Source organism: Pseudomonas trutticola BRTCR10, from assembly GCF_056155105.1.
Genome location: NZ_CM149552.1, coordinates 3,394,470 through 3,418,902, shown reverse-complemented (window position 1 = coordinate 3,418,902; position 24,433 = coordinate 3,394,470). Strand labels below are relative to the sequence as shown.

The window sequence follows — 24,433 nt, the reverse complement described above, 5'->3', positions numbered from 1 at the left end:
TAGGCGCTGGCGCAGGCTGCGATCTTTTGCTTGTGCGTGGTTTAGAAGTAGTACGGGAATTTCAGGCTGAAGGAAAAGTCCGGGGCATCATCCGTAAGGCCGATGGACAGGTTAGGCACAATGGTCAGGTTGTCGGTGGCCGCAATGGTCATGCCGACGTTGAAGTAACCGGCGTTGGCGTCGCTGGACACCACCGATTGCCAATCTCCGCCATCCTGTTTCAGCTTGCTCTTGCGTTGCACCAGGTCAGACATCGAGAACGACATACTCATCTTTTCGTTCAGCGCAAAGGCAATACCGGCACCGATCTGGAAGCTGTCGCCGATCTTCACCTTGCCCGGGTTTTTCTGGTTGACGGTGGAGCTGATGTCGTCGAACGACTCTTCCAGGTTGTGGGTGTAGGACAGGCTACCGAACAGCACCGCCGGGTCGAACGTCTTGACCAGCGAGATGCCGGGCGTGACCGACCAGACGCCGTTGCCGGTCGGCAGGGTGTCAGGCACGAACAGGTTGGAGTTGGCATCGGTCTGACGCAACTTGATGCCGAAGGGGTCTTTGCCGGTAGGCGCCTTGACGCGCAAGGTGACCACGGCGTCCGGGGTGTTGACCGACTCGTCGAGGAACTTGTAGGCGATGCCGAAGTTCACGTCGCCGATGGTCGGGTCGCGGTCGACATCCTGCTCGGTGGTGACGTTGGACGCACCGCCATTGCCGCCGCCGGACTGATAGGTCGAATCGCGGTAGACCACTGGCACGTTCAGGTCGAACTGCCAACGATTGTCGAAGTTGTAGCGACCGGTGAGGTCAAGCGTCCAGGTATCCGCCTTGATCCGGTCAAGGTTGATATTGCCGAGGAAGATCGAGTCCAGCGCCAGGAAGCCGTTGAGAATCAACTGGCGAGTGTCATAACGCGAATAGGTAATGCCGGTTTCAAAGCTGAATTTGCCCCCGCCGAAGAAGCCGCTGGCCTCGTCGTACAGGTTGGACACACTCTGTGCCGGTTGCGAATCGTCGGCCAGCGATTGCCCGTAGGAAGCGCCACTGCCCCCGGCGGCGCCCCCCGACGCTGCTGCGGCCCCGGTGCCGGTGGCCACTTTCGGATTGCCTTTCATGTCGGATGGCGATTTGGCCAGGCGTTTGGGTTGTGGAGCGGCGGGTTGATCTTCGACCTGGCGGACCCGTTGTTCGAGTACCGCCAGGGCCTTTTGTTGTACTTCGTATCGTTGCTTCAGCTCCAGAAGTTCCTGTTTCAGCGTTTCCACGTCAGCGTCGGGTGCTGCTTGCAGCATCGCGGCCGGTAGAAGCGTACTCAGACATACAGCGGCACGCAGTGATACTGATCGATACATGAATAAGCCGTCCCTTTAAGCCCAATGATCGAGACTCAGCGTAGTTCAATATCCGATATTGCGTAGTGCCCTGAGTTGAGTCAGGTTGCAGTCCAGTGCGCCGGCACTCATGCCGTTATTGTTCAACACAACGTTGAGTTGGGTCATGTTATTGACCACGTTGGCACTGCCGAGCAGACGGGTGTTCTGCAGCAAACCGCCCTGGGCCACTTGTTGCAGCGCCGTGCCCTGATTACCTGAAGCCTGAATGGCCATTTGTACGCCACCACCGTTGGCCGAAACGGCCACGCTGCCCGCGGCATTGCTGCCGCCGATGGTTTGTCCGGCCATCAGGGCCTGTCCTTGCGCGGGCACCAGTGCCGGTGCCTGACTGGCTTCCGAAACGTTAATGGCAACGTTGTTATAGGCCGTATTGCTGTCGCCAGCGGCACGCACGCTTTGCGTCACGCCCTGGCTGCTGTCGAGGCCAGCGCCACCGGTGATTGTCCCGGTGCCCGTTGGCAGCGTGCTGCCGTTGCCGTGCTCCTTGATGGTTTGCACATAGAATTCGGGTTTGACCGTTGCTGCCTGAAGCTGCATCGAGGTCGCAGCCCCGATCAGATCACCACTGGCGTTGCGCCAGGTACTGCTCATGACAATGCCGAAGCTGATAATCCGCCCCGGCATGACATAACGACCACGTAGCTCGGACAATTCCTTGTCCTGTATTTCTATAGGTTTGAATCCTGCATTGGCATAGCCTGACGCGCTCGCTGCCAGGCAGGCGGCGGCCAGCCAGTATGAGGTTTTCATCTGCTGCTCCCGGGACATCCAGCCCCATTCTTTATAATCGGCGATTAAAAGAAGTCGCTCTGTATGAACCCGAAGTCCATCAATTCAGCATCTTTGACAGGGTTGAAGTTATCCAGCTTGTTCTTGGCCGTCAGCGGTGTCGGCGGGCTGCGCAAGGCGTTGGCCTTGTCATATCCGGGGCCGACGATGGCGAAGACGATGCCGTTCCAACCTTTGACAAAGTCATCATGGGAGTAACGTTTGTGGCCCAGAACCGGGTCTCCGATGTAAACCCAATCCTTGTCCGCACGTTGCAACACCACGAAATGCTTGTAGCCGCGAATTTCCATCAGTACCACCACCGGGATTGTTACAGCGTCGAGTTTTTCCGGCGGAATCTTGTAGCCTCTGGCGCGCATGCCGATGCTTTCTATGTAGCGCTTCATGTCGAGCATGGAAAAACCCTGAGTACGAACAAGGTCCTGGTCAGCGTTGACCAGCATGCCTTTGATGATGTGCTCCTCATCGACGTCGAGCCAATAGCCTTGGCGTAACACCGTGGCCAGTGCAGCAGCGCCGCAGCTGAAATCGGTTTTCTGTTCGACAATGTCGGCAAACTTGCGCTCACGAATGCTTTGCACGTTCTTGTAGATGAGTGTGCCGCCGGGAAGGGCAGCCACGGGCATCTGCGCCGCCTGGGTCAGGCCAGACAGACAAAGCAGAGCGATGAGGGCAGTCTTACGCATGATCGATACGCCTTTGCGGACTGAGGAAAAGCCCCGTTTCCGGGGCTTTCGTTTCGATCGCGATTACATGCAGGCTTTGCAACCTGCAGCGATGGACAGCGAGTTGCTTTGTTGGTTGCCAACACCTGCGGCGTTGTTGAAGCCAGCGTTGCCGGAGAAGTTGTTGCCAACGTTGCTGACTGCAGCATTGTTGGTTACAGGGTTTTTCCAGCCGTCTGGAGTCATCACTTGTTGAGTGGTTACGCCAGCCAGACCGAAGACACCCACAGCTTCGAAGGTAGCTTTCTGATCTTTGCTACCGCCATGCCCACCGTTACCGCCACGGTCGTTGTTGCCGTAGCCGCCACCGCCGTGACCGTGATCGTCATCTTTGATGGTAGCTTCGCCAACGGCGCCGAACACGCCGACGGCGGCAACAGTGCCAGTGAGGGTATCTTTTTTGTAGGTTTGAGTACCGTAGTTGCCTACGTTCAGACCTGTGGAGCTTTGGTTCGCAGCGGCAGCAGCCTGGGCCACACGGCCACCGGATACGGCGATTGCGAGGTTGTTTTTCTGTTGGTTGAAGTTGCCGGCACTGTTGTTCACGCCAATGTTGCCGGAACCGCCGTTACCCACATTGTTCAAGCCTGCGGTGTTGGTGGTGGAGTAGTTGGCAACGGAGTTGCTGGCGTTGACCTGAGTAGCGCTGGATGCAGCTACTGCGGTGCCGAAAATGAAGCTTTCGTCAGCAGTGGCCAGTGCGGCGGCGTTGTCTTGTTGGTTGCCGTCGCCAGCGGTGTTGTTCATGCCCAGGTTGCCGTTGGAACCGTTGGCCGAGTTTTCGATACCGGCACTATTTTTTGTGCCTTGGTTGCCGACTACGTTGCCTTGGCTGTTCTGCACATCGAGCACTGCGGCACCGGCGCCAGCGCCGATTTGCAGCAGTTCTTCGAGGGTAGGGCCTTTTGGATCATGGTTGTTGCCATGACCGTTGCCGTGCCCGTTACCATTACCATGATCGTCATCACGACCGCCTGCCTGTGCTGCGATTGCCATCACTGCTGCAAGTGCGAAAACCAGTGGTTTGAGAGCCATTGTAGGTTTCATGGTGTTTCTCCATCGTGCTTATTAGTTGGTTAAGTGTTGGTACTTTCTAATTGCACTGCTTTTGTTATTTGGGTCAGTCAGCGACCCGGATGCTCAGGGTGTTAGCCATTCGGTTCCCCACCCCGGCACTCTGGTTCACCTGAATCACCCCTCGGCTGCCGGTGAAGGCCTGATCACTTGTCGTGATCTGGCGACTGCCGGATGAGGTGCCAGTTGCTCCTGAGCTCGGTAAAAGCGCCACGTTCTGTTGCGACAGGGCGCTGTCGTCAACGCTCTGCGGCGCAGCACTGATGCTGACGCGCGTCACGTTGGCCATCTGGTTGTTGGCACCGGCGCCCTGGTTCACACCGAGGATCCCGTTGCCGTTACTGAAAGAGTTGCCGCCGATGGTTGCGCTGGCATTCATCGACGGATCGGCCGGTGTATCGAGCTTCTGCCTGACGATGGTGGTGGCGCTGGCCGAGGTGCCAATGGCGATGGCTTTGGTGTTGGTCTGTTGCATCTGGTCGCCAGCGGCCTGGTTGATGTTGTAGTTGCCGCGGTACTGGATGCCGGTGTCTTGAATGTTCGCGTCGTTCACTGAGCTGGGGTCGGCCATCGCGCTGGCGCAGCCGAAGAGAGCAAGCAGGAGCAGGTAGCGATTCATCTTATTGGCCTCCAGCCATGCGGGTCAGCGGGGCCAGGCCGGCGCCCATTGCGCGGTTGACGGTGTTGGAGATCGAGCCGCCACCGCCGCCGCCATGACCGGAGCTCATCCCTGGCAGGCCGTTGGGATTGCTCAGCACGTTCATGCCAGGCATGTTCGAAGTAGGGGTGGTGATGTTGCCGCGAATCGAAGAGCCGCTGGCGATACTGGCAAAGTCACCGTCATTGAGTTCGGTGCTGGTCATCGCTTGATTGATGCGCGCCGAAGGGTTGGCGTTGACGGTGGTCGGGTAGGGGTCTTTGCCCCCGCTGCGACCAATAGGGATCGGCTGGACATCGCGGTTGAGGACGATCACGCCATTGCCTTCGGCCTGAACGTTGAAACTGATGAACGCACTGGCCGCTGATCCGATCAGCAGGAGGCAGGTAAAGGTTTTATTGAAGTTCCCCACGGCTGCAATTCCTTCTTCAGTGGGCTGCCCTTGTCAGCGTTGTGAAGGAGAGAGCGAAAGCTGTGCCGCTTTTTAATTGCTTAGTATTTTCAATGAGTTACGCAGAAAGAGCGCGCACTTGATACACAAGCTGTTTCAGCGGTGAAACAGGCACTGCCGCGTTGAGCTGTCTATTGGCTGAACAATGCTCTGGGACAAGGGTTTGCGGCGTAGTGTTTCAGCAAAGTAACAACGGCAGTGTCAAACTGATCAATCCGCTGAAACGGGCCGTTTGCACGCGAGGAAGTGTTTCAGGAACGGACACTTTGCCCCCGAAACCGGGTAAACGGACCCACAAAGACGGGTTATTGCGCGAGCAGTTCCTCGACCGCTGCGAAGGCTCGAGTCTGGCGTTCAGCCCAATTGCCCTCTATGACCTTGAATGGCTGGTCATGGCGTTCCAGCCACTCGCGGGTGGCCTGGTAAAACGCCAGGCGCTGCTCCAGACCCGGCTGGCAGCGCTGACCGTCATCGGTCCAGTCGATCTGCTCGGGAGACAGGAGAAGGTGCAGGTCGTAATGCCGCGCCAGCAATTGCGGCTCAAGCCAGGCCGGACAGTCGCCGAACAGCGTCTGGCTCCAGAGCATGTTGCTCAGCAGATGAGTGTCGAGAATCAGCAGCGGCGGCCGTTGCGCCCGAGCCTGATCTTCCCATTGCAGTTGCCCGCGAGCGATCTCGGGAATGTCGGCCAGACGGGTGTCACGAGGGTTCTGCTCGATAAACCAGCGCACGTACTCGTCTACCCGCAGCCCGCCGAAACGTTGTTGCAGGCCGGCCGCCAGCCAGCTCTTGCCGGTGGACTCGGGACCGGTCAGCACCACGACCTTCATGTGCGCAACGCCGGATCGGCGCGCCATTCGCGCCAGCCCTGAATCGCAATCAGCGTGAACAAGGCATACAGGGCGGCGGTGAGGTACAGACCCTTATAAAGAAACAATCCGACGAAAATCACATCCAGCACGAACCACAGCGCCCAGCATTGCAGGCGTTTCTGTGCCATCCACAGCTGCGCCACCAGGCTGAAACCGGTCAGCGCCGCGTCCAGCCAGGGTTGCGCGGCGTCAGTCCAGTGCGCCATGGCGGCGCCCAGCAACACGCTGCCGATGGCGCCCACGCTCAGCCCCAGCATTATCGAGCGAGCATCCAGGTGCGTGACCTGACGTCCGTCGTGCATCGTCCCGGCGCGGGTCCATTGCCACCAGCCATAGACTTGCAGCGCGGCATAGATCACTTGCAGCAACATGTCCGAATAGAGCTTCACTTCAAAGAAGACCCAGCTATAGAGCAGCACCATGACCAGCCCGATCGGCCAGCACCACGGATTCTGTTTAACCGTCAGCCACACGGCAATCACACCGAGAGCGGCGGCAAACAGTTCAAGCCCGGACATGTGGGTTCCTTGGAGGGAGTTGAGGAGGGGGCGGATTGTACCCAGAAAAGCTGTAGGAGTGAGCCTGCTCGCGATGGCTTCGGCGGCGTCAACAATGATGTTGAATGTTCCGCCCTCATCGCTGGCAAGCCAGCTCCCACAGGGTTTTGAGTAATGCCCAAGATGGGTGGGCATGGCATAAATCCTTGTGGGAGCTGGCTTGCCAGCGAAGGCGGTATGTCAGCATGGTAGATATTGGCTGACATAAACCTGTCTCCAGCAGGCTCACTCCTATAGTGGGGCGGTGCTAGACGCGGAACTGACGCAGCAGGCTGTTCAATTGTTCGCTCAACTGGCCGAGCCGCACGCTGGCGGCACTCGACTGCTCGGCTGCGATGGCCGTGCTGTGCGACAGCCCGGCAGCCTGGGTCACGTTCTGATTGATGTCCTCGACCACATGCGCCTGTTGCAACGTGGCGCTGGCAATCGATGCATTCAGGCCATTGAGATTGCGCAGCGCCTGGCCGATAGCGTTCAGGCTGGCGCCGGCCAGTCCGGCTTGTTCAATGGTCAGTTGCGAAGCTTTGCTGCTGTCACCAATCACCTTGACCGCTGCCTCGGAGTGATTTTGCAGGCGCTCGATCATCGACTGGATTTCGGCTGTCGACTTCTGTGTACGCTGCGCGAGCAAGCGCACTTCATCTGCCACCACGGCAAAACCACGCCCCTGTTCACCGGCCCGGGCCGCTTCGATGGCCGCATTCAGTGCGAGCAGATTGGTCTGCTCGGCAATCGAGCGAATCACTTCCAGGACGCTGCCGATCTGCGTGCTTTCGGCGGCAAGGGTGCGAATCACCTCTACGGCTTGATCGATGGTGCCGGACAGCTTGTCGATCTGTTGCAGGCTACCGTCAATGTTGATCTGGCCTTGCTGCGCCTGGGCCTCGGCATCACGCATTTCGGCGGCGGCATGCTCGGCGTTTTTCGCCACATCCTGCACACCGTAGGTCACCTCGTTGATCGCGGTGGCCACCAGTTCCATCTGCTGCGATTGCTGCTGGCTGCGCTGCTGGGCCTGCGACGCATCGTTGCCCAGTTCGCTGGACGACTGGCCCAGCGCGCTGGCCGAGACCTGCAAGTCGCCGATCACCCGGCGCAGTTTGGCCGTAAACGCGTTGAAATGATGAGCCAGCTCAGTCACTTCATCCTTGCCATGGGTATCGAGGCTGCGGGTCAGGTCGCTTTCACCGCTGGCGATGTTGGCCATGGCGTTCACGGTTTCCTGCAGCGGACGGACGATGCTGCGCGCAATCAGGATCACCAGCAATGCCATGATCACGGCGATGGCCAAGCCAATGACCGTGGCCTTGATCACCTGTCCCTGGAACTCGGCCTGCACATCGTCCACATACACGCCAGAACCGAGCACCCAGCCCCACGGCTCGAACAGTTTGACGTACGAAGTCTTGGCCACCGGTTCACTGGCGCCGGGCTTCGGCCACCGGTAATCGACCATGCCGGCGCCTTTGGACCTGGCAATGGCAACCATCTCGTTGAACACCGCGAAACCATCCGGATCGCGAATTGCCGAGAGATTCTGGCCCTCGAGTTTGGGGTTGGTCGGGTGCATGACCATCACGGGGGTGAGGTCGTTGATCCAGAAATAGTCGCTCTGGTCATAACGCAGACCACGGATGGCGGTGAGCGCCTGCTTTTGCGCAGCCTCTTTGCTCAGAGTGCCGGCGGTTTCCAGATCGTGGTAGTAGGTCAGCAAACCGCTGGCGGTCTGCACCACATGCTGGGTTTTCTGGGCTTTGGCGCGATACAGGTCATCGTGGATCTGCTTGAGCATCAACACGCCCAAGGTCAGCAACATGACCACTGCCACCACCAAAATGAGCCACAAGCGTCGGCTGATCGACACACTGCGCAAGCTGTTCATAACGCTGTCACTCCGGATTCTTTTTCTTGTAATAAACGACCGCCAGCATCCAACCACGATTTCGCGGTCAGGCATACGCGACCCAAGTCGTATAACGCGGCAGCGCTATTAAGGCTTGTCTGTTAGGATTTCGGCCCCGCGCGTGAAAACCTGAATCCAAGTTGATATTTCACGGAATTTTGACCCTTTCGTGTGGATCCTGTGCGCGCGGAATCGGTACAGCAACAACCAGCTACGCTGATCGCAGTGAACGTAAAAAAATACTATCGGGGCATGCCTGCGTGCATCGCTCTTTGGGGGATTGATGGATCTTTGGACCGCCTTGCAGGCACTGATACTAGGAGTTGTAGAAGGGCTGACGGAGTTTTTGCCCATTTCCAGTACCGGACACCAGATCATTGTTGCCGACTTGCTCGACTTCGGCGGCGAGAGGGCCATGGCGTTCAACATCATTATTCAGCTCGGCGCGATCCTCGCGGTGGTCTGGGAGTTTCGCCGCAAGATTCTGGATGTGGTGGTCGGTTTGCCAACACAGCCAAGCGCACGGCGTTTCACCGCCAACCTGCTGATCGCGTTTTTGCCCGCCGTCGTGCTGGGCGTGATCTTTGCCGACCTGATCCACAAATACCTGTTCAACCCGATCACCGTTGCGGCGGCGTTGGTCGTCGGCGGGATCATCATGTTGTGGGCTGAACAACGTCAGCATGAAGTGCACGCAGAAACGGTTGATGAGATTCGCTGGACCGATGCGCTGAAAATCGGTTTCGCCCAATGCCTGGCCATGATCCCCGGCACATCGCGTTCTGGCTCGACCATCATTGGCGGCTTGCTCTTCGGTCTGTCGCGCAAGACGGCCACCGAGTTCTCGTTCTTCCTTGCCATGCCAACCATGGTCGGTGCTGCGGTGTACTCGGGCTTCAAATACCGCCATCTGTTTGTCCCGGCGGATTTCCCGGTGTTCGCCATCGGTTTCGTCACCGCGTTTATCTTCGCGATGATCGCAGTGCGCGGCTTGCTCAAATTTATCGGCAGCCACAGCTACGCGGCTTTCGCCTGGTATCGGATCGTCTTTGGCCTGTTCATTCTGGCGACGTGGCAGTTCGGCTGGGTGGACTGGGCGGCGGCCAAGCCATGAGTGATTCCCGCGCACGCCGTCCTGAAGGTCGCCCCTCTGGCGGCCATATTCAGCATCTGAAATTGAAACTGGTGGTGCTGGTGATCGTCTGCGCGCTGCCGTTGTTCGGCTCGCTGTCGATGTGGCTGCGCGGGATTTCACTGGTGCCGTTGGCCGCGTATGGAATCGTCAGCGTGTTGGCGTTCTTCATGTACTGGGCCGACAAACGCAAGGCCCGGACGGATGCGTGGCGCACGCCGGAGAATATCCTGCACGCGGTGGAACTGGCCGGCGGCTGGCCAGGCGCGTTGATTGCTCAGCAGGTGTTTCGGCACAAGACGCGCAAGGTGTCGTTTCAGGTTCTGTTCTGGGTCATCGTCCTGTTGCACCAGGTGTTCTGGATCGACCAACTGTTTCTACGTTTGAACCTGCTCAATCTGTTTTAACTTTCACACATGCACTCATGTGGGAGCGAGCAAGCCCGCTCCCACAAAGTCACCAGCTAGAGCAATAATCCCACCTGAGTTTTCTTCGGCAACTTGCTCACCACCAATTGATGTGAGCGCTGCAACAACCCCTGTAATTCCTCGGCGCCCAGCGGGTAGGGCGGGTGCATGATGATCCATTGTGCGCGGGCCAGATACGGCGCGGGGTGGATGCCCGGTCGATCGCAATGGCCGAGAAACAGATCCTTGTCGACCTTGAATGCCAGCGAGTCGCCACGCAGCCCCTGCAAGGCAAACATCTTGTTGCCGGCAATCGAAAATACCCGCACGCCACCCCACTTGTAGTCTTCCCGCGCACCCGGCAATGCCAGACAGAACGCCGCAACGTCCGCTTCGCTCATCTTTCCCTTCTTCATAACAACCGCTCCCCACAGGCATTGAACGATTCGACCAGGTGATCGATCCACGCGCGCACGGCTGGCATCACGCCGCGCCGATGCGGATACACCGCTTGCAGCCAGCCGCCGGGCAGCGACCATTCGGGCAGCAACTGCACCAGCGCGCCGCTTTGCAACTCCGCTTCGCAATACATCATCGGCAGCATCGTGAAGCCCTGGCCGGCCAGCACACAGGTCTTGCGCACGATAAAGTCGTCGATGCCCAACCGTGCTTCCATGTTCAGTTCGAAGCTTTCGCCTTGTTGATCGAGCAGGCGTACGTGGACCATGCGATCGGCCTCCAATGCACCGAGCACCGGCAGGCTTTTCAGGTCTTGCGGATGCTGGATCGACTGACCTTGAATAAACTCCGGGCTGGCCACCACGACCATTTGCGCCTGACGCAAACGTCGCGTCACCAGCAGCGGATCTTCGTCGCCCAGTTCTCGCACGCGCAAGGCCACATCGAAACCTTCTGCAACCAGATCCACCCGACGGTTGAGCAGCACGACTTCCAGTTGCACCTGAGGGAATTTGCCGAGGAAATCACTGATCACCCACGGCAGCATTTCCCGAGCCAGTCCCGTCGGGCACGACACGCGCAGGCGCCCGCGCGGCTCGGTGGACATGCTGGCAACGGCTTCGTCGGCCATTTCCGCTTCCAGCAACATGGCCTGGCAGTGGCGCAGATAACGCTCACCCACGGCGGTGAGATTGAGTTGGCGGGTGGTGCGTTGCAACAGGCGCGCGCCGAGACGCTCTTCCAGTTCGGCGATACGTCGCGACAGCCGCGATTTGGGAATACCCAGCAATCGGCCGGCAGCTGCAAAGCCGCCAGCCTCGACGACTTTGGCGAAGTAGTAGAGATCGTTGAGGTCTTGCATGGTTTAAATCCGACTGTTCTATCAGTGGGACAAACTATCGCATTGTCGCCGTCTAATCATCCATTGGTTTCTTGCGTAGGATTCTCTCCATTCCGTCGCCACCGGCGATTCATTCCAGGAGATTCCACATGAAACTGCTGCATATCGATTCGAGCATTCTGGGCGACAACTCGGCTTCCCGTCAGTTGAGCAGCCAAGTCGTCAAAGCCTGGCAAGCTGCTGAGCCAGGCGCCGTGGTGACTTACCGCGATCTGGCGGCTGACGCCATCAGCCACTTCTCTTCGACCACGCTGGTCGCCGCCGGCACCACCGCTGAGCTGCGTAACGCCGCGCAACAGCACGAAGCCGAGCTGAGCGCGTCGACCCTGGCCGAGTTCATCGCTGCTGACGCTGTGGTGATTGCTGCACCGATGTACAACTTCACCGTACCGACCCAACTCAAGGCGTGGATCGACCGTGTGGCCGTTGCCGGTCAGACCTTCCGTTACACCGAAGCCGGCCCTGAAGGCCTGTGCGGTGGCAAGAAAGTGGTGATCGTTTCCACCTCCGGCGGTATCCACGCCGGTCAGGCCAGCGGCATCGCCCACGAAGAATACTTGAAGCTGGTATTGGGCTTCCTCGGCATCACCGACATCGAAATCGTCCGTGCCGAAGGTCTGGCGTATGGTGATGAAGTGCGCAACAACGCCATGACCGCAGCTCAAGCGAAGATCAGCGAGCAATTGTTCGCCGCCGCGTAAGGCTTGCGTAAAGAACAGCTGAGGTTCAGGTAATACCCAAAAAACTCTGTATTCTGGTTCTGCAAGGGCCGAATACGGAGTTTTTTGTTTCTGACTGTTACATAATCTGGCCCGGGTTATGCAGTCAAACGATCAACGTCTGAGTGCAGTGTCGTAACGGAGCGCTGAATCCCCGGCGTTCCGGCCTGACAACGCAACGGATCTTTCGATTGAGTAACAACAGGGTGGGGCATCCCATGATGCGTCTTTGTGCAACGTTACTGATTTGCCTGCTCGGCAGCCTGAATTCAGTGCAGGCTGCGCCGGGGCGACACCCTGTCTGGAGCGTCGGTTATCACGAGATGACCTTCCTCGATCCGCTCGACCTGCAACCGATGCGCGCCATCGCGTTCTACCCCTCCAGCGACCGCGAGCACATGAGCCTGCTCGAAGGCTATTCGGTCGAAGCCGGTGAAGACACCAAAGTCGCCATGGGCCGCTTTCCAATGCTGATGCTGTCCCATGGCAACACCGGCACACCGCTGGCGCTGCACGACCTCGCCACATCGCTGGCGCGCAAAGGTTTTGTCGTGGTGGCGGTGATTCACCCCGGCGATAACTCCAAAGACCACAGCCGTCTCGGCACCTTGAGCAATCTCTACGGCCGGCCCATCCAGATTTCCGAAGCGATCACCGCGACCCTCGGCGATCGCATGCTGGCGCCGTTCGTCAATGCTGATCAGGTTGGCGTGATCGGCTATTCGGCGGGGGGCGAGACGGCGCTGATTCTGTCCGGCGCGCAACCGGATCTGGATCGCCTGCGCCGCTATTGCCAGGAACGTCCGGACGACCGCGACGCCTGCAACACCCAGGGCGAACTGATCGTTGATCGCGATGACCTGCAGCCGGTGGCCGATCCGCGCGTGCACGCGTTGTTGCTGATGGCGCCGTTGAGCCTGAAATTTGGTCGTCACACCCTGGCCGATGTGCATGTGCCGGTGCTGCTCTACAGCGGCGACGGCGACAAACTCGTCGCGTTCGACAAAAATGCTGCCGCACTGGCGCGCAAACTGCCCACCGCACCGGACTTCAAGTTACTGGCCGGGGCAGGGCACTTCGTGTTCATGGCCCCGTGCACCGAAGAGCAGATTCTTGCGATGCCGGCATTGTGCACCGACGCCGATGGCGTCGATCGCGAAGACATCCATCGCAATCTGATTTCCGAAGCGGGGCGGTTCTTTGCACATGCACTGGGCAAACCGACGCGGGCGGGCATGCAGACCGCCGATCAATAACCTGATCCCACCGCAGAACCCTTGTGGGAGCGAGCAGGTTCGCTCCCACAGGTTTTAGACCGAAGATTTAAGCCATCGCGCGGCGCTTGAGCAGCAAGGTCAGCCCCAGCCCGGTGACCGAAAGCATCGCCGCGCAAAAGAAAATCCACGAATACCCCAGGTTCAACGCCACCGCGCCCATCAACGGGCCGGCCACCGCCAGCGCCAGATCGAAGAACACGGCATAAGCGCTCAACCCCGCGCCACGGCTGGAGCTGGGCACTTGCTTGATCGCTTCGACGCCGAGCGCCGGATACACCAGCGACAGGCCAAATCCGGCCAGACCCGCACCGATCAGCGCATACGCGGTGGAAGGCGCCAGCCACAACATTGTCAGCCCGACGGTTTCGACGGTCATGCAGGCAATTGCCGAGCTGAACCCGCCGAATCGCGCAATCGCAGAAATGAACATCAGGCGTGAAAGGATGAAGCACACGCCGAACACCGTCAGGCAGTACGCCGCGCCGGTCCAGCCGCGATTGAGGTAATACAGGGTGATGAACGTGGTCAGCGTGCCGTAACCGATCGACGCCAGGCTCAGACTGGCACCAAATGGTGCGATTCGGCCGAACACCGCCCAAAACGGCAAGCGTTCACCGCGCACCACGGGTACTGACGGTTTATTGCGGATGAGCACCAACGCCATGGTCGCCAATGCTGTCAGCGCAACCCCCAGACTGGCAAAACCGTAGTCGGCGACCATCACCACGCCCAGCGGCGCACCAATCGCAATCGCGCCATACGAGGCGATGCCATTCCAGCCGATGGAGCGCGCCGTGTGTTCAGCGCCGACCTGACCCATGCACCAACTGATGGTGCCGACACCGATCAGGCCCTGAGCGATGCCAAGCAGCAAACGCCCGGCGATCAGTATCAACAGGCTGGTCAGCGGGAAGCTTTGCAACAGCGTGGAAATCAGCGTCAGCACACCGCTAAGCACGATCCCCAGCAAGCCATAAATAATCGCCCGTTTGGTGCCGATGGTGTCCGACATGCGCCCGGCCATCGGTCGGCTGAGCAGGGTGGCCAGATACTGCGAGCCGATGACCAGTCCGGCAATGATCGCGCTGAAACCCAACTGTTCATGCACGTAACCGGGCAACACGGCAATCGGCAGGCCGATGCAGAGGAAGGCTATAAAGGTATAAAAAACGATGGAGACGATCTGCAGGGTGATCGCCATGGAGCTTTGCGGTGGCTGTTGCTGCGCAGACATGAGAACTCGTTCGCGGGCGGCGGTAGGAGAGCTCGCATCATGGCTTGGGTCTGAATCAAAAGAAAGCAGGCTAACTATTTTCCTGAAAAGTGACCGATCGTTCCCACGCTCTGCGTGGTAACGTCGCCACGGACGCTCCGCGTCCCGCTCGTGTGACGCAGAGCGTCCGGGATGCATTCCCACGCAGAGCGTGGGAACGATCAGCGCTCTAAAATGCAAAAGCCCCGTCACGTGGACAGGGCTTTTCAGATTGCAGCAGCGTTTTAGAACACGACGCCTTGGCTACGCAGGTAGTCGTCGTAGGTGCCGCTGAAGTCGGTCACGCCGTTCGGGCTCAGCTCGATGATGCGCGTGGCCAGGGACGATACGAACTCACGGTCGTGGCTGACGAAGATCAGCGTGCCCGGGTAGTTTTCCAGCGCCAGGTTCAGCGCCTCGATCGATTCCATGTCCAAGTGGTTGGTCGGTTCGTCCATGATCAGGACGTTTGGCTTTTGCAGGATCAGCTTGCCGAACAGCATGCGACCTTGCTCACCACCGGAAATCACCTTGACCGACTTGAGGATCTCGTCGTTGGAGAACAGCATGCGCCCCAAAGTGCCGCGAATCATCTGCTCGCCCTGCGTCCACTGACCCATCCAGTCAAACAGGGTGACGTCGTCTTCGAAGTCGTGCGCGTGGTCCTGAGCGTAGTAGCCCAGTTCCGCGGCGTCGGTCCACTTGACGGTGCCGGCGTCCGGGGTCAGTTCGTTGACCAGAGTGCGCAGCAGGGTGGTCTTGCCGATACCGTTCGGGCCGATGATCGCTACGCGCTCGCCCGCTTCAACCTGGAAGCTGAAGTCCTTGAACAGCGGCTTGCCGTCGAAACCTTTGGCCATTTTTTCGACCATGACAGCCTGGCGGTGCAGCTTCTTGTTCTGATCGAAACGGATGAACGGGCTGACACGGCTCGAAGGCTTGACCTCGGCCAACTGGATCTTGTCGATCGCCTTGGCGCGGGAAGTGGCCTGCTTGGCTTTCGAGGCGTTGGCCGAGAAGCGGCTGACGAACGATTGCAGCTCGGAAATCTGTGCTTTCTTCTTGGCGTTGTCCGACAGCAGTTGCTCGCGGGACTGGGTCGCCACGGTCATGTACTCGTCGTAGTTGCCCGGGAACAGACGCAGCTCGCCGTAATCCAGGTCAGCCATGTGCGTGCACACGCTGTTCAGGAAGTGACGGTCGTGAGAGATGATGATCATCAGGCTGTTACGCTGGGTCAGAACGTTTTCCAGCCAGCGAATGGTGTTGATGTCCAGGTGGTTGGTCGGTTCGTCGAGCAACAGCACTTCCGGATCGGAGAACAGTGCCTGTGCCAGCAACACACGGAGCTTCCAGCCTGGCGAGACTTCGCTCATCGGGCCGAAGTGTTGCTCGATACCGATACCCAGACCCAGCAGCAACTCACCGGCACGGGATTCGGCGGTGTAGCCGTCCATTTCGGCGAATTCGGTTTCCAGCTCGGCAACGGCCATGCCGTCTTCTTCGCTCATTTCCGGCAGCGAGTAGATGCGGTCGCGTTCAGCCTTGACCTTCCACAGCTCTTCGTGACCCATGATCACGGTGTCGATCACGGTGAATTCTTCGTAAGCGAACTGATCCTGGCGCAATTTACCCAGGCGCACGTTCGGCTCAAGCATGACCTGGCCAGCGGACGGGTCGAGGTCACCGCCGAGGATTTTCATGAAGGTCGACTTGCCGCAACCGTTGGCGCCGATCAGGCCGTAACGGTTGCCCGCGCCGAATTTGACCGAAACGTTTTCGAAGAGCGGCTTGGCGCCGAACTGCATCGTGATGTTAGCTGTAGAAATCAAGAGTTTTTCCTGCGAAGCATTCTGAGTAGCGAGGGTGCGGCTGGAGCGCTTGGCCCGAGTCAAAGTGCGCTGAAGCGGGGAGGTTCCCGTCATCAACCAAGGGGGGCGCGTAAAGTTTGGCGGCGATTGTACTGGTCTGGCTCTTTAAACGATAGGGCGATGACGCTGTGAGCGCCGATTGGCGCAATCGCGGGACAGATTTTCACAGATGAAGGCTCACTATCAGTTACAAACTGTGGCTAAAATGCCATCCATTCACCCAACGCCCTACAGCGGCGCGGGCTCAAGGACGTGCCATTTTGTACTCAGACCACTGCATCAGACGCTGGGCTTCTAGCCATCAGGCGCGCAGTTTGTTCACTTTCTGACGTGTGACGATTTCCGTGAAACTCATCATTGCTGCTATTTATGTCATTTCAATTGCATACGTTCACTTGCGTGGCCGTGTGCGCCACAAACTGGGTCGTCAGTTAAGCGACCATTCGACGTTTCTGGCGCCGATCAACTGCTTTCTGTACCTGTTTTCGAAAAAGCCCAACACGCCGTATCTGAATCCCGCAGAATTTCCTGATCTCAGCCCATTGCAGGCACATTGGCAGGAGATTCGCGAAGAAGGCCAGAACTTGCTGCGTGCCGGTGAGATCAAGCGCTCGAACCAGTATGACGATGTCGGCTTTAATTCATTCTTCAAAAGCGGCTGGAAGCGTTTTTACCTCAAGTGGTACGGCGAGAGTCATCCGTCGGCAATGAAGCTGTGCCCGCGCACCACTGAACTGGTGCAGAGCATCGGTTCGATCAAGGCCGCTATGTTTGCCGAACTGCCACCCGGCTCGAAACTGGTTCGTCACCGCGATCCGTATGCCGGTTCCTATCGCTATCACCTGGGCCTGGAAACGCCGAATGATGCCGGTTGCTACATCAATGTCGACGGCGAGAACTATCACTGGCGTGATGGTGAAGCGGTGATGTTCGATGAAACTTTCATTCATTACGCAGAAAACACCACGGACAAGAACCGCATCATCCTGTTCTGTGACATTGAGCGACCGCTGAAGTACCGCTGGGCCGCCGCGTTTAATGGCTGGTTCAGCCGCACCGTGATGTCCGCCGCCGGCGCGCCGAACGATGCCGGTGACCGCACCGGTGGGATCAACCGGTTGTTTACCAAAATCTACAAGATCCGTTTGCGCGGTAAAGAGCTGAAAAAGCGCAATCGCAAGCGCTACTACATGGAAAAGTGGGCGATCTTCGGTGGATTGCTGGCGATCTTCATTCTGATCTGAATATTCCTGTGAGCCAGCTCCCACAGGGTTCGAAGTGTGCGCATCACACCGACCACTGTGGGAGCTGGCTTACCAGCGATGACTGTCGCAAAAGCAACCTGTCAGTTGCCTGACAAACCTTCAGTTGTCATGCTCAGGACGCTTTCTTCGTCTTCTTCGCCGGCGCCGCTTTAGTCGCTGTTTTAGGCTTTGATTTGGCGGGCGCCTTGCCACCCAGGCTGCGTTTGAGCAGCTCGGTCAAATCGATAACATCGGCCGACTTGCGCTCTTCCTCGCCACCCACGGTTTCAACATCCTCGATCTTGCCTTCATGGGCCTTTTTCTCCACCAGCGCCATGATCTTGTCTTCGAACTCGTCCTTGTAATCCTCAGGACTCCAGTCCCCACTCATGTCCTCAACCAGTCGCTTGGCCATGTCCAGTTCGCCCTTGGCCAACTGTGGTTTGGTCACTTCGCTGCCCAGTTCCAATTGATCGAGGCCGCGAACTTCCTGCGGCCAGCGCAGTTTTACCAGCACCAGCGCCGACTCCAGCGGCATCAATGCCGCCAGGTATTGCCGCGTATGCAAGACAACACGGGCCAGGGCGACTTTATTGGTCTTGCTCAGGGTTTCGCGCAGCAACGCGTAAACCTTGCCGCCGCGCTTGTCCGGGGCCAGGTAGTAAGGCGTATCGATGTTCTGCAAGGGGATTTGCTCGGCGTCGACGAATGAGAAAATGTCGATCGTCTGGGTCGATACCGGGTGCGCCGAGCGAATTTCCTCTTCGCTGAGCACCACGTAGCGGCCCTTTTCATAAGCTACGCCTTTGACGATGTTTTCCTTGGTGACTTCCTTGCCGGTAACCTTGTTGACCCGTTTGTAGCCCACCGGGTCCATGCTGCGGCTGTCGAGCCAGTCGAAGTCCACGCCTTGGGACGATGTCGCCGAAACCAGTGCGACAGGGATGTGAACCAGTCCGAAACTGATCGCGCCTTTCCAGATTGCCCGAGCCATGGTGAGTTCTCCGAGTGATGTTCAGGTGACCTGTGCGCTTGCGCGAAAGTTTCCAGTGAATGCACGGGTTTCAGACGACTTGGTCAAGCCGTGTTACATGTTGTTTAAGCGGCGCGGGTTAACAAATCCGAACCCACGGCGTAGCGTGGACTCGAAGGCTCTACTCCCTGCACATCGAGAGGCAATCCCATGAACCGCTTAATGCTTGGCATCGCCGTCCTGACACTCAGTGGCGGCCTGGTTCATGCGGACGCAGTGCTTGCACAAAGTCCGACCGGCAACAGCAACAACCCATACAACAGCCCGATCCGCCGGGCTAATCCCAACAGCATGCAGGGCACCCAGCCCAGCGCTCCGCCCATTCGCGGGCCGAACACCGTGCCGATGCAGCGTCAGCCCACCGTCGAAAATCGCGGGATTGGCAACGGCCAGCCCATTCGTTCGGTGCCAAGTACACCGCCCACCTTTATTCCCAACCCACCTTCACGAAGCACTGACACCCGTTGAACGGCGGTACTGCGGTGCTGCCAGCCTTTGAAACCAACAAAAGGAATCGTGCATGTTGCGTAAAACCCTTCTAGCCAGCCTGTGCGCCGGCGCTCTGATCAGCGCGCCGGCATTCGCCGCCGCCCCCAAAGAGCTGCAAAGCGAGCAGGGCACCCTCGAAGTCACCACGATCACCCAAGGCCTTGAACATCCATGGGCACTGGCTTTCCTGCCGGATCGCCAGGGCATGCTGGTGACCGAACGACCGGGTAATTTGCGCGTGGTCGGTACGGACGGCAAACTCTCGGCGCCGATCAGTGGGGTGCCGAAAGTCTGGGCCAAGGGGCAGGGCGGCCTACTCGATGTCGTGCTGTCGCCGGAGTTCAAACAGGACCGGCTGGTGTATTTGTCCTACGCCGAAGGTGGCGGTGCGGGCGACAAGGCCGGGACAGCGGTAGGGCGCGGGTATCTGTCGGATGACCTGAAAACGCTGAAGGATTTCAAAGTGATCTTCCGTCAGGAGCCGAAACTCTCGACCGGCAACCATTTCGGATCGCGGCTGGTGTTTGATCGAGACGGCTATCTGTTCATCACCCTGGGCGAAAACAACGACCGGCCGACCGCTCAGGATCTCGACAAACTGCAAGGCAAGATCGTGCGGATCTTTGCGGACGGTAAAGTACCGGACGACAATCCGTTCGTAGGCCAATCCGGCGTGCGCCCGGAGATCTGGGCCTACGGCATTCGCAACCCGCAGGGCGCTGCGCTCAATCCGTGGAACGGCACCATTTGGGAAAACGAGCACGGCCCGCGCGGCGGCGATGAGGTCAACATCATCGAACGCGGGAAGAACTATGGCTGGCCGCTGGCGACCCATGGCATCAACTATTCGCTGCAGCCAATCCCCGAAGCACAAGGCAAAAGCATTGAAGGTGGTGTAGATCCTCGCCACGTCTGGGAAAAATCGCCAGGCGTGACGGGTATGGCGTTTTACGATGCCGACCGCTTCAAGCCTTGGCAGCAAAACCTGTTTATCGGTGCGCTGGTGAGTCAGGAGTTGATTCGCTTGCAGTTCGATGGCGACAAGGTTGTGCATGAGGAGCGCTTGCTGGGCGAGCTGAAGCAGCGCATTCGCGATGTACGCCAGGGGCCGGATGGTTATCTGTATGTGTTGACTGATGAGGACAATGGCGCGCTGTACAAGATCGGTCTGAAGTAACCTGATTTCAGGTACAAGGGGAGCGTTGTGGCGAGGGGATTTATCCCCGATGGACTGCGCAGCGGTCCCCGCTTTTTCATTAAAGTCTGGGTGCGCTTCGCGACCCATCGGGGCGGTGCGACGTTTCGCTAAATCCCCTCACCACGAAAGCAGTTTTGGAGCATAAGTCATCTGTTGCAGGCGTACAAAACCACCGCAGCCCTCAGCTTCCCGCGCCCAAACCGGCACATCTTCTCGAACTCGCCATGACTTACCGGCACATGCTGGCAGTCCATGGGCTGACGATGCTGGCTGTGATCAACATCCGGATCATGCAGATACACAAAATCCGCATCGCAATCCGTCACCACCACCCAGTGCGGTGACTTGGATCGGGTCAGGCGATAGCTGCTGATCAACACCAGTGGCTGTCCACCCGCGTCCAGTAAACGCGGCAGATCCAGCGGCGCACCGATCACACACTCAACGTCGCTCTGGTCAAGTTGCTCAGTGAACTCCTCATGCACCAGACGCATGACGTCTTTTTTATGCTCGTCGCGTACACCATCAAGAAACAGCGGGCCTGCCAGGCTCAGTTGCAGACGCACGCGAAAACCCCGCCGCCATGCCGCGAGTGCCAATCCCTGCGGACTGCATCCGCCATGACCGGAGGTCATGAACACCGTGGTCGCTTCGCGCCAGATTTGCAGTTCTTCACGGCGCTCCAGTAAGCGCGAAGGCTGCAACGCACCCATGGCCATCAACAGACAGGCCGGGCCACACGTGAAGTCGGTAGTCTGCGCATACCACGGCACCTTGATGCTGCGAGAGTCCCGATGTTGAAGAATGCGTTTCTCCAGACGCAGTGCATCGGCGTGGTCTTCGTAGTAATCATGAATCAGCGCAAAACGCCGGTAACCGTTGCGTTCGTACAGGGCGATAGCGGCAGGGTTGTCAGTACGCACCTCCAGGCGCAGATAGGCACAATCGTGTTCGAGTGCGCAGGTTTCCATGTGCTGCAGTAATTGCTTGCCCAACCCTGTGCCGCGCGCCTGGGCAGCAATGGCGATGGAATACAGCCGCGCCAGGGATGTGCCGCGATGAAACAACACCAGCGCGTACCCCAGCAATTGGCCCTCCCGTTCGGCGACCAGTAACTGCGCATGCGCCCGAGTGATCATCCACTGGAAACTGCGAGGGGTGAGTCGATCTGTCGTGAAACATTGCATTTCCAATGCCAGCAATGCCGGCAGGTCTTCAACTACCGCCAAACGAAAAACAGCACTCATATGACCACCGTAAAAGTTGCGTAACGAAACGGGACTTTCGAAAAACTTCGTGCTTAATAGAAATGGTCTTGTTCTCCAACGGATCAATCTCTATGTCAGCGGTACAGGGTCATTGGCGCGAAGTATCCGAGCAAAGTTTGCCGGCGGCAACTTATTTAAATTCAGCGGTCAGAACTTCCAGCCAAGTGCTGATCATTGTCGAACGCAAGGAAGACTGGGCGTCGTATTTTCCCAGCGAGGACATCGTCACGGCGCAGGAATACCTTGAACAAACCCGTGACAACGAGTCGGGCAAGCGCGTGCAGGTGATCAACCTGTGCCGCAGCTACAAGTACCTGGGCCACGGTTATTACTGCTCGCTGCTGGCCGAAGCCCGAGGGCACAAGGTGATTCCATCGGTGCGCACCATCAGCGAACTGACCAAGAAATCACTCTACGGACTGGCGCTGGACGATCTCGATAAAACATTGGAAAAAGCCCTCAGTCATCACCTCTACAGTGATACCGAAGGATTCACCCTGACACTTTATTTCGGCAGAACGCACATCGAGCCATTACAGGATTTGGCCCGTCAATTGTTTGAAGTGTTCCCTTGTCCGATTTTGTTAGTTGAGTTTCGTCGAACTAACGGTTGGCACATCGAAGGAATAAAATCCGGCGCATTGCACAAGTTGCGCGACGATCAGGAGGACCAGTTCGCCAATGCACTGGACGGCTTCAGCCGTAAAGTCTGGCGCATGCCACGCTCCCGGCAAGTGGCGCGTTACGACCTGGCGATTCTGCACGATCCGCAAGAGGCGCTACCTCCGTCAAACAGCAAGGCTCTGGAGAATTTCGTCAGGGTCGGCAAGACCATGGGCATCGATGTCGAACTGATCGAGCGCAAGGATTATGCGCGATTGGCCGAGTACGACGGCCTGTTGATCCGCGAAACCACCAGCGTCGACAACCACACCTACCGCTTCGCCAAGAAGGCCGAAAGCGAAGGCTTGGTGGTGATGGACGACCCGGCGTCGATTCTGCGCTGCACCAACAAGGTCTACCTCACCGACCTGCTCAACAGCCATCAACTGGGCATGCCCGCCACCGAAATCCTCTACAAGGAGCGACCCGAAGACTTCGAACGGGTCGGCGAACGCCTCGGCTTTCCCTTGGTGTTGAAGATTCCCGATGGCTGTTTCTCACGAGGCGTGATCAAGGTGGAAAGCCAGCAGGCGCTGCTCGAAGCCACGGCGCAATTATTCGAACATTCGGTGCTGTTGCTGGCCCAGGAATTTTTCTACACCGAGTACGACTGGCGCATCGGCGTGCTCAACCGCAAACCGATCTTCGCGTGCCAGTACTTCATGTCCAAGGGCCACTGGCAGATCTACAACCACAAGGCCAAGGGCCAGGACGTCAACGGCGAGTGCCGGACACTGGCGATCCACGAGGCGCCGCGCGCGGTGGTGGAACTGGCCGTGAAGACCGCCAATCTGATCGGTGACGGTCTCTATGGCGTCGACCTGAAACAGGCCGGCGATAAAGTGGTGGTGATCGAGGTCAACGACAACCCCAACCTCGACGCCGGGATCGAAGACGCTTATTTGCAGGACGATCTGTATTCACTGGTGCTGGAAGAGTTTGTGCGGCGGCTGGAGCTTAAACGTCGCGGCCAGGCCTGGTGACACGCCGATGATCAGCAGTTTTGCCCTGAGCCACGGCGCCTTGCAGCGGGTCGAACGGCTGGACGCCGAGGTGATGCTGTTCAGCAACCCTGACGCCGCCGAGCGCGACTTGCTGCACAGTCATTTCAAAGTCGATGAACATGCATTGGCCTCGGCGCTGGACCCGGACGAGGTGTCGCGGATCGAGTTTCATCCGGATCATTTGTTCCTGATCTGGAAACGCCCGGAAAACTATTCCGGTGGCGGCAGTCTGGCCTTCGAGGTGTCATCCTGCGGTTTGCTGTTCGCGCCGGGGCAATTGCTGGTGATCGCCACCGACGATACGCCGCTGCACGGCCTTGGCACGCGGCAGCCGCTAAACACGCCGCTGGATGTGTTGCTGGATTTGCTCTTCAACAATATCCATCACTACCTCGGGCACTTGAAGGTGATCAAACTGGTCGCCCGCGAGTTGCAGCAAAAATTCAACGCCTCGATGCAAAACCAGCATCTGGTGCAGATGTTCAACCTCAGTGAAAGCCTGATCTATTACATCAATGCCCTGCACAGCAACGGCGCCGTGTTGACGCGCTTGCGTAACCACGCCGAGAAACAGCACTTCGGCAGCGAAGCGATCGGATTGATCGACGACCTGATCATCGAAAACAACCAGTGCTACAAACAGGCGGAGATTTACTCGACGGTGTTTTCCGGGCTGATCGATGCGCGTGGCAACCTGATGAACAACAGCATGAACAACCTGCTGCGCAAGCTGACGTTGATCAACGTGGTGTTTCTGCCGTTGAACCTGATCGCGAGCATTGGCGGCATGTCGGAGTTCAGCATGATGACGGCGGGGACGCCGTGGTGGGTTTCCTATCCGCTGTTTTTGGCGGTGATGCTGTTGGGGGCAGGGGGGATGTTGTTTGGGCTTCGGCGTCTGGCTCGATGATAGGTGGTGATTGAGCCGACGCCATCGCGGGCAAGCCCGCTTCCACAAAGGGAATGCATTTCAACGTGTGGGAGCGAGCCTGCTCGCGAAGAGGCCGGCATTGGCAAAGCAAAACTCAAGACAGTCCCGCATTTGGCCGAACCGCCGCCGTGATGCCTTGTTATAGTTCGGGCCTCATTTTCAGCC

At 58.3% G+C, this 24,433-nt stretch carries 24 protein-coding genes; 9 read left to right on the top strand and 15 right to left on the bottom strand.

Translation table 11 applies throughout. The features are described 5' to 3' along the window. Positions 1-41 precede the first annotated feature (41 nt). From ACVVH8_RS15345 to ACVVH8_RS15305, 9 genes are all read right to left on the bottom strand, one after another. Positions 42-1,349, bottom strand: a complete 1,308-nt coding sequence (locus ACVVH8_RS15345) for a transporter (RefSeq protein WP_103302091.1) — start codon at positions 1,347-1,349, stop codon at positions 42-44. 45 nt (positions 1,350-1,394) lie between these two features. Then, positions 1,395-2,141, bottom strand: coding sequence for a hypothetical protein (locus tag ACVVH8_RS15340; RefSeq protein WP_103302090.1), 747 nt, complete (start codon positions 2,139-2,141; stop codon positions 1,395-1,397). 44 nt (positions 2,142-2,185) lie between these two features. After that, the gene (locus tag ACVVH8_RS15335; RefSeq protein WP_103302089.1) at positions 2,186-2,866 is read right to left on the bottom strand and encodes a C39 family peptidase; all 681 of its coding nucleotides are present in this window, start codon (positions 2,864-2,866) and stop codon (positions 2,186-2,188) included. Between the two features lie 63 nt (positions 2,867-2,929). Beyond that, positions 2,930-3,952, bottom strand: coding sequence for a heme utilization protein (locus tag ACVVH8_RS15330; RefSeq protein WP_212808915.1), 1,023 nt, complete (start codon positions 3,950-3,952; stop codon positions 2,930-2,932). 73 nt (positions 3,953-4,025) lie between these two features. Next, positions 4,026-4,598: an adhesin gene (locus ACVVH8_RS15325; RefSeq protein WP_212808914.1), complete on the bottom strand. Its 573-nt coding sequence runs from the start codon at positions 4,596-4,598 to the stop codon at positions 4,026-4,028. A 1-nt stretch (position 4,599) separates the two neighbouring features. Next, a complete protein-coding gene (locus ACVVH8_RS15320) occupies positions 4,600-5,049 on the bottom strand; it encodes a hypothetical protein (protein ID WP_103302086.1) in 450 nt (149 codons plus the stop codon). 344 nt (positions 5,050-5,393) lie between these two features. Then, positions 5,394-5,918, bottom strand: coding sequence for an AAA family ATPase (locus ACVVH8_RS15315; protein WP_103302085.1), 525 nt, complete (start codon positions 5,916-5,918; stop codon positions 5,394-5,396). Then, entirely contained in the window at positions 5,915-6,478 is a 564-nt protein-coding gene (gene pnuC, locus ACVVH8_RS15310; RefSeq protein ID WP_212808913.1) for a nicotinamide riboside transporter PnuC, read from the bottom strand. The genes ACVVH8_RS15315 and pnuC overlap by 4 nt, the downstream gene beginning before the upstream one ends. A 286-nt stretch (positions 6,479-6,764) precedes the next feature. After that, positions 6,765-8,399, bottom strand: coding sequence for a methyl-accepting chemotaxis protein (locus tag ACVVH8_RS15305; protein WP_212808912.1), 1,635 nt, complete (start codon positions 8,397-8,399; stop codon positions 6,765-6,767). A 304-nt stretch (positions 8,400-8,703) separates the two neighbouring features. On the opposite strand from ACVVH8_RS15305, the gene ACVVH8_RS15300 reads away from it, so the two are divergent. After that, on the top strand, positions 8,704-9,534 hold the full coding sequence (locus tag ACVVH8_RS15300) for an undecaprenyl-diphosphate phosphatase (protein WP_315445499.1): 831 nt from the start codon (positions 8,704-8,706) through the stop codon (positions 9,532-9,534). Beyond that, complete coding sequence (locus tag ACVVH8_RS15295; RefSeq protein WP_475224579.1) at positions 9,531-9,959, top strand: DUF1294 domain-containing protein; 429 nt, start codon at positions 9,531-9,533, stop codon at positions 9,957-9,959. Before ACVVH8_RS15300 ends, ACVVH8_RS15295 begins: the two co-directional genes overlap by 4 nt. 56 nt (positions 9,960-10,015) lie before the next feature. Here ACVVH8_RS15295 and ACVVH8_RS15290 read toward each other — a convergent pair whose 3' ends face one another. After that, complete coding sequence (locus tag ACVVH8_RS15290; protein WP_103302080.1) at positions 10,016-10,375, bottom strand: MmcQ/YjbR family DNA-binding protein; 360 nt, start codon at positions 10,373-10,375, stop codon at positions 10,016-10,018. Beyond that, complete coding sequence (locus ACVVH8_RS15285; RefSeq protein ID WP_475224576.1) at positions 10,372-11,280, bottom strand: LysR substrate-binding domain-containing protein; 909 nt, start codon at positions 11,278-11,280, stop codon at positions 10,372-10,374. Before ACVVH8_RS15285 ends, ACVVH8_RS15290 begins: the two co-directional genes overlap by 4 nt. 128 nt (positions 11,281-11,408) lie before the next feature. Between ACVVH8_RS15285 and ACVVH8_RS15280 the strand changes: the two genes are divergently transcribed. Together ACVVH8_RS15280 and ACVVH8_RS15275 are read left to right on the top strand one after the other, a co-directional pair. Then, positions 11,409-12,020 (top strand): FMN-dependent NADH-azoreductase, encoded by a 612-nt coding sequence (locus ACVVH8_RS15280; protein WP_201238228.1) that lies wholly within the window; start codon positions 11,409-11,411, stop codon positions 12,018-12,020. 236 nt (positions 12,021-12,256) lie between these two features. Then, the gene (locus ACVVH8_RS15275) at positions 12,257-13,294 is read left to right on the top strand and encodes an alpha/beta hydrolase family protein (RefSeq protein ID WP_103302077.1); all 1,038 of its coding nucleotides are present in this window, start codon (positions 12,257-12,259) and stop codon (positions 13,292-13,294) included. Positions 13,295-13,361: 67 nt separating this feature from the next. Here the strand turns inward: ACVVH8_RS15275 and ACVVH8_RS15270 are convergent, their stop codons facing one another. After that, on the bottom strand, positions 13,362-14,549 hold the full coding sequence (locus tag ACVVH8_RS15270; protein WP_475224573.1) for an MFS transporter: 1,188 nt from the start codon (positions 14,547-14,549) through the stop codon (positions 13,362-13,364). A gap of 263 nt (positions 14,550-14,812) precedes the next feature. Continuing rightward, the gene (locus ACVVH8_RS15265) at positions 14,813-16,399 is read right to left on the bottom strand and encodes an ABC-F family ATPase (RefSeq protein ID WP_103302075.1); all 1,587 of its coding nucleotides are present in this window, start codon (positions 16,397-16,399) and stop codon (positions 14,813-14,815) included. Positions 16,400-16,782: 383 nt separating this feature from the next. Between ACVVH8_RS15265 and lpxO the strand changes: the two genes are divergently transcribed. Next, complete coding sequence (gene lpxO, locus ACVVH8_RS15260) at positions 16,783-17,682, top strand: lipid A hydroxylase LpxO (protein WP_475224570.1); 900 nt, start codon at positions 16,783-16,785, stop codon at positions 17,680-17,682. 133 nt (positions 17,683-17,815) lie between these two features. Here the strand turns inward: lpxO and ku are convergent, their stop codons facing one another. Next, on the bottom strand, positions 17,816-18,676 hold the full coding sequence (gene ku / locus ACVVH8_RS15255; RefSeq protein ID WP_475224568.1) for a non-homologous end joining protein Ku: 861 nt from the start codon (positions 18,674-18,676) through the stop codon (positions 17,816-17,818). A 189-nt stretch (positions 18,677-18,865) separates the two neighbouring features. On the opposite strand from ku, the gene ACVVH8_RS15250 reads away from it, so the two are divergent. Both ACVVH8_RS15250 and ACVVH8_RS15245 read left to right on the top strand, forming a co-directional pair. Beyond that, on the top strand, positions 18,866-19,183 hold the full coding sequence (locus ACVVH8_RS15250) for a hypothetical protein (protein WP_475224566.1): 318 nt from the start codon (positions 18,866-18,868) through the stop codon (positions 19,181-19,183). Between the two features lie 52 nt (positions 19,184-19,235). Then, entirely contained in the window at positions 19,236-20,381 is a 1,146-nt protein-coding gene (locus ACVVH8_RS15245; protein ID WP_475224563.1) for a PQQ-dependent sugar dehydrogenase, read from the top strand. Between the two features lie 167 nt (positions 20,382-20,548). Here the strand turns inward: ACVVH8_RS15245 and rimI are convergent, their stop codons facing one another. Beyond that, positions 20,549-21,649 carry a ribosomal protein S18-alanine N-acetyltransferase gene (rimI, locus tag ACVVH8_RS15240; protein WP_401296411.1) on the bottom strand — a complete coding sequence of 367 codons (1,101 nt, stop codon included), beginning with the start codon at positions 21,647-21,649 and terminating at the stop codon, positions 20,549-20,551. 92 nt (positions 21,650-21,741) lie between these two features. Between rimI and ACVVH8_RS15235 the strand changes: the two genes are divergently transcribed. After that, positions 21,742-23,316 (top strand): RimK family protein, encoded by a 1,575-nt coding sequence (locus tag ACVVH8_RS15235; protein WP_249412033.1) that lies wholly within the window; start codon positions 21,742-21,744, stop codon positions 23,314-23,316. Positions 23,317-23,323: 7 nt separating this feature from the next. Beyond that, the gene (locus ACVVH8_RS15230) at positions 23,324-24,247 is read left to right on the top strand and encodes a CorA family divalent cation transporter (RefSeq protein WP_315445491.1); all 924 of its coding nucleotides are present in this window, start codon (positions 23,324-23,326) and stop codon (positions 24,245-24,247) included. The last annotated feature ends 186 nt before the right edge of the window (positions 24,248-24,433 follow it).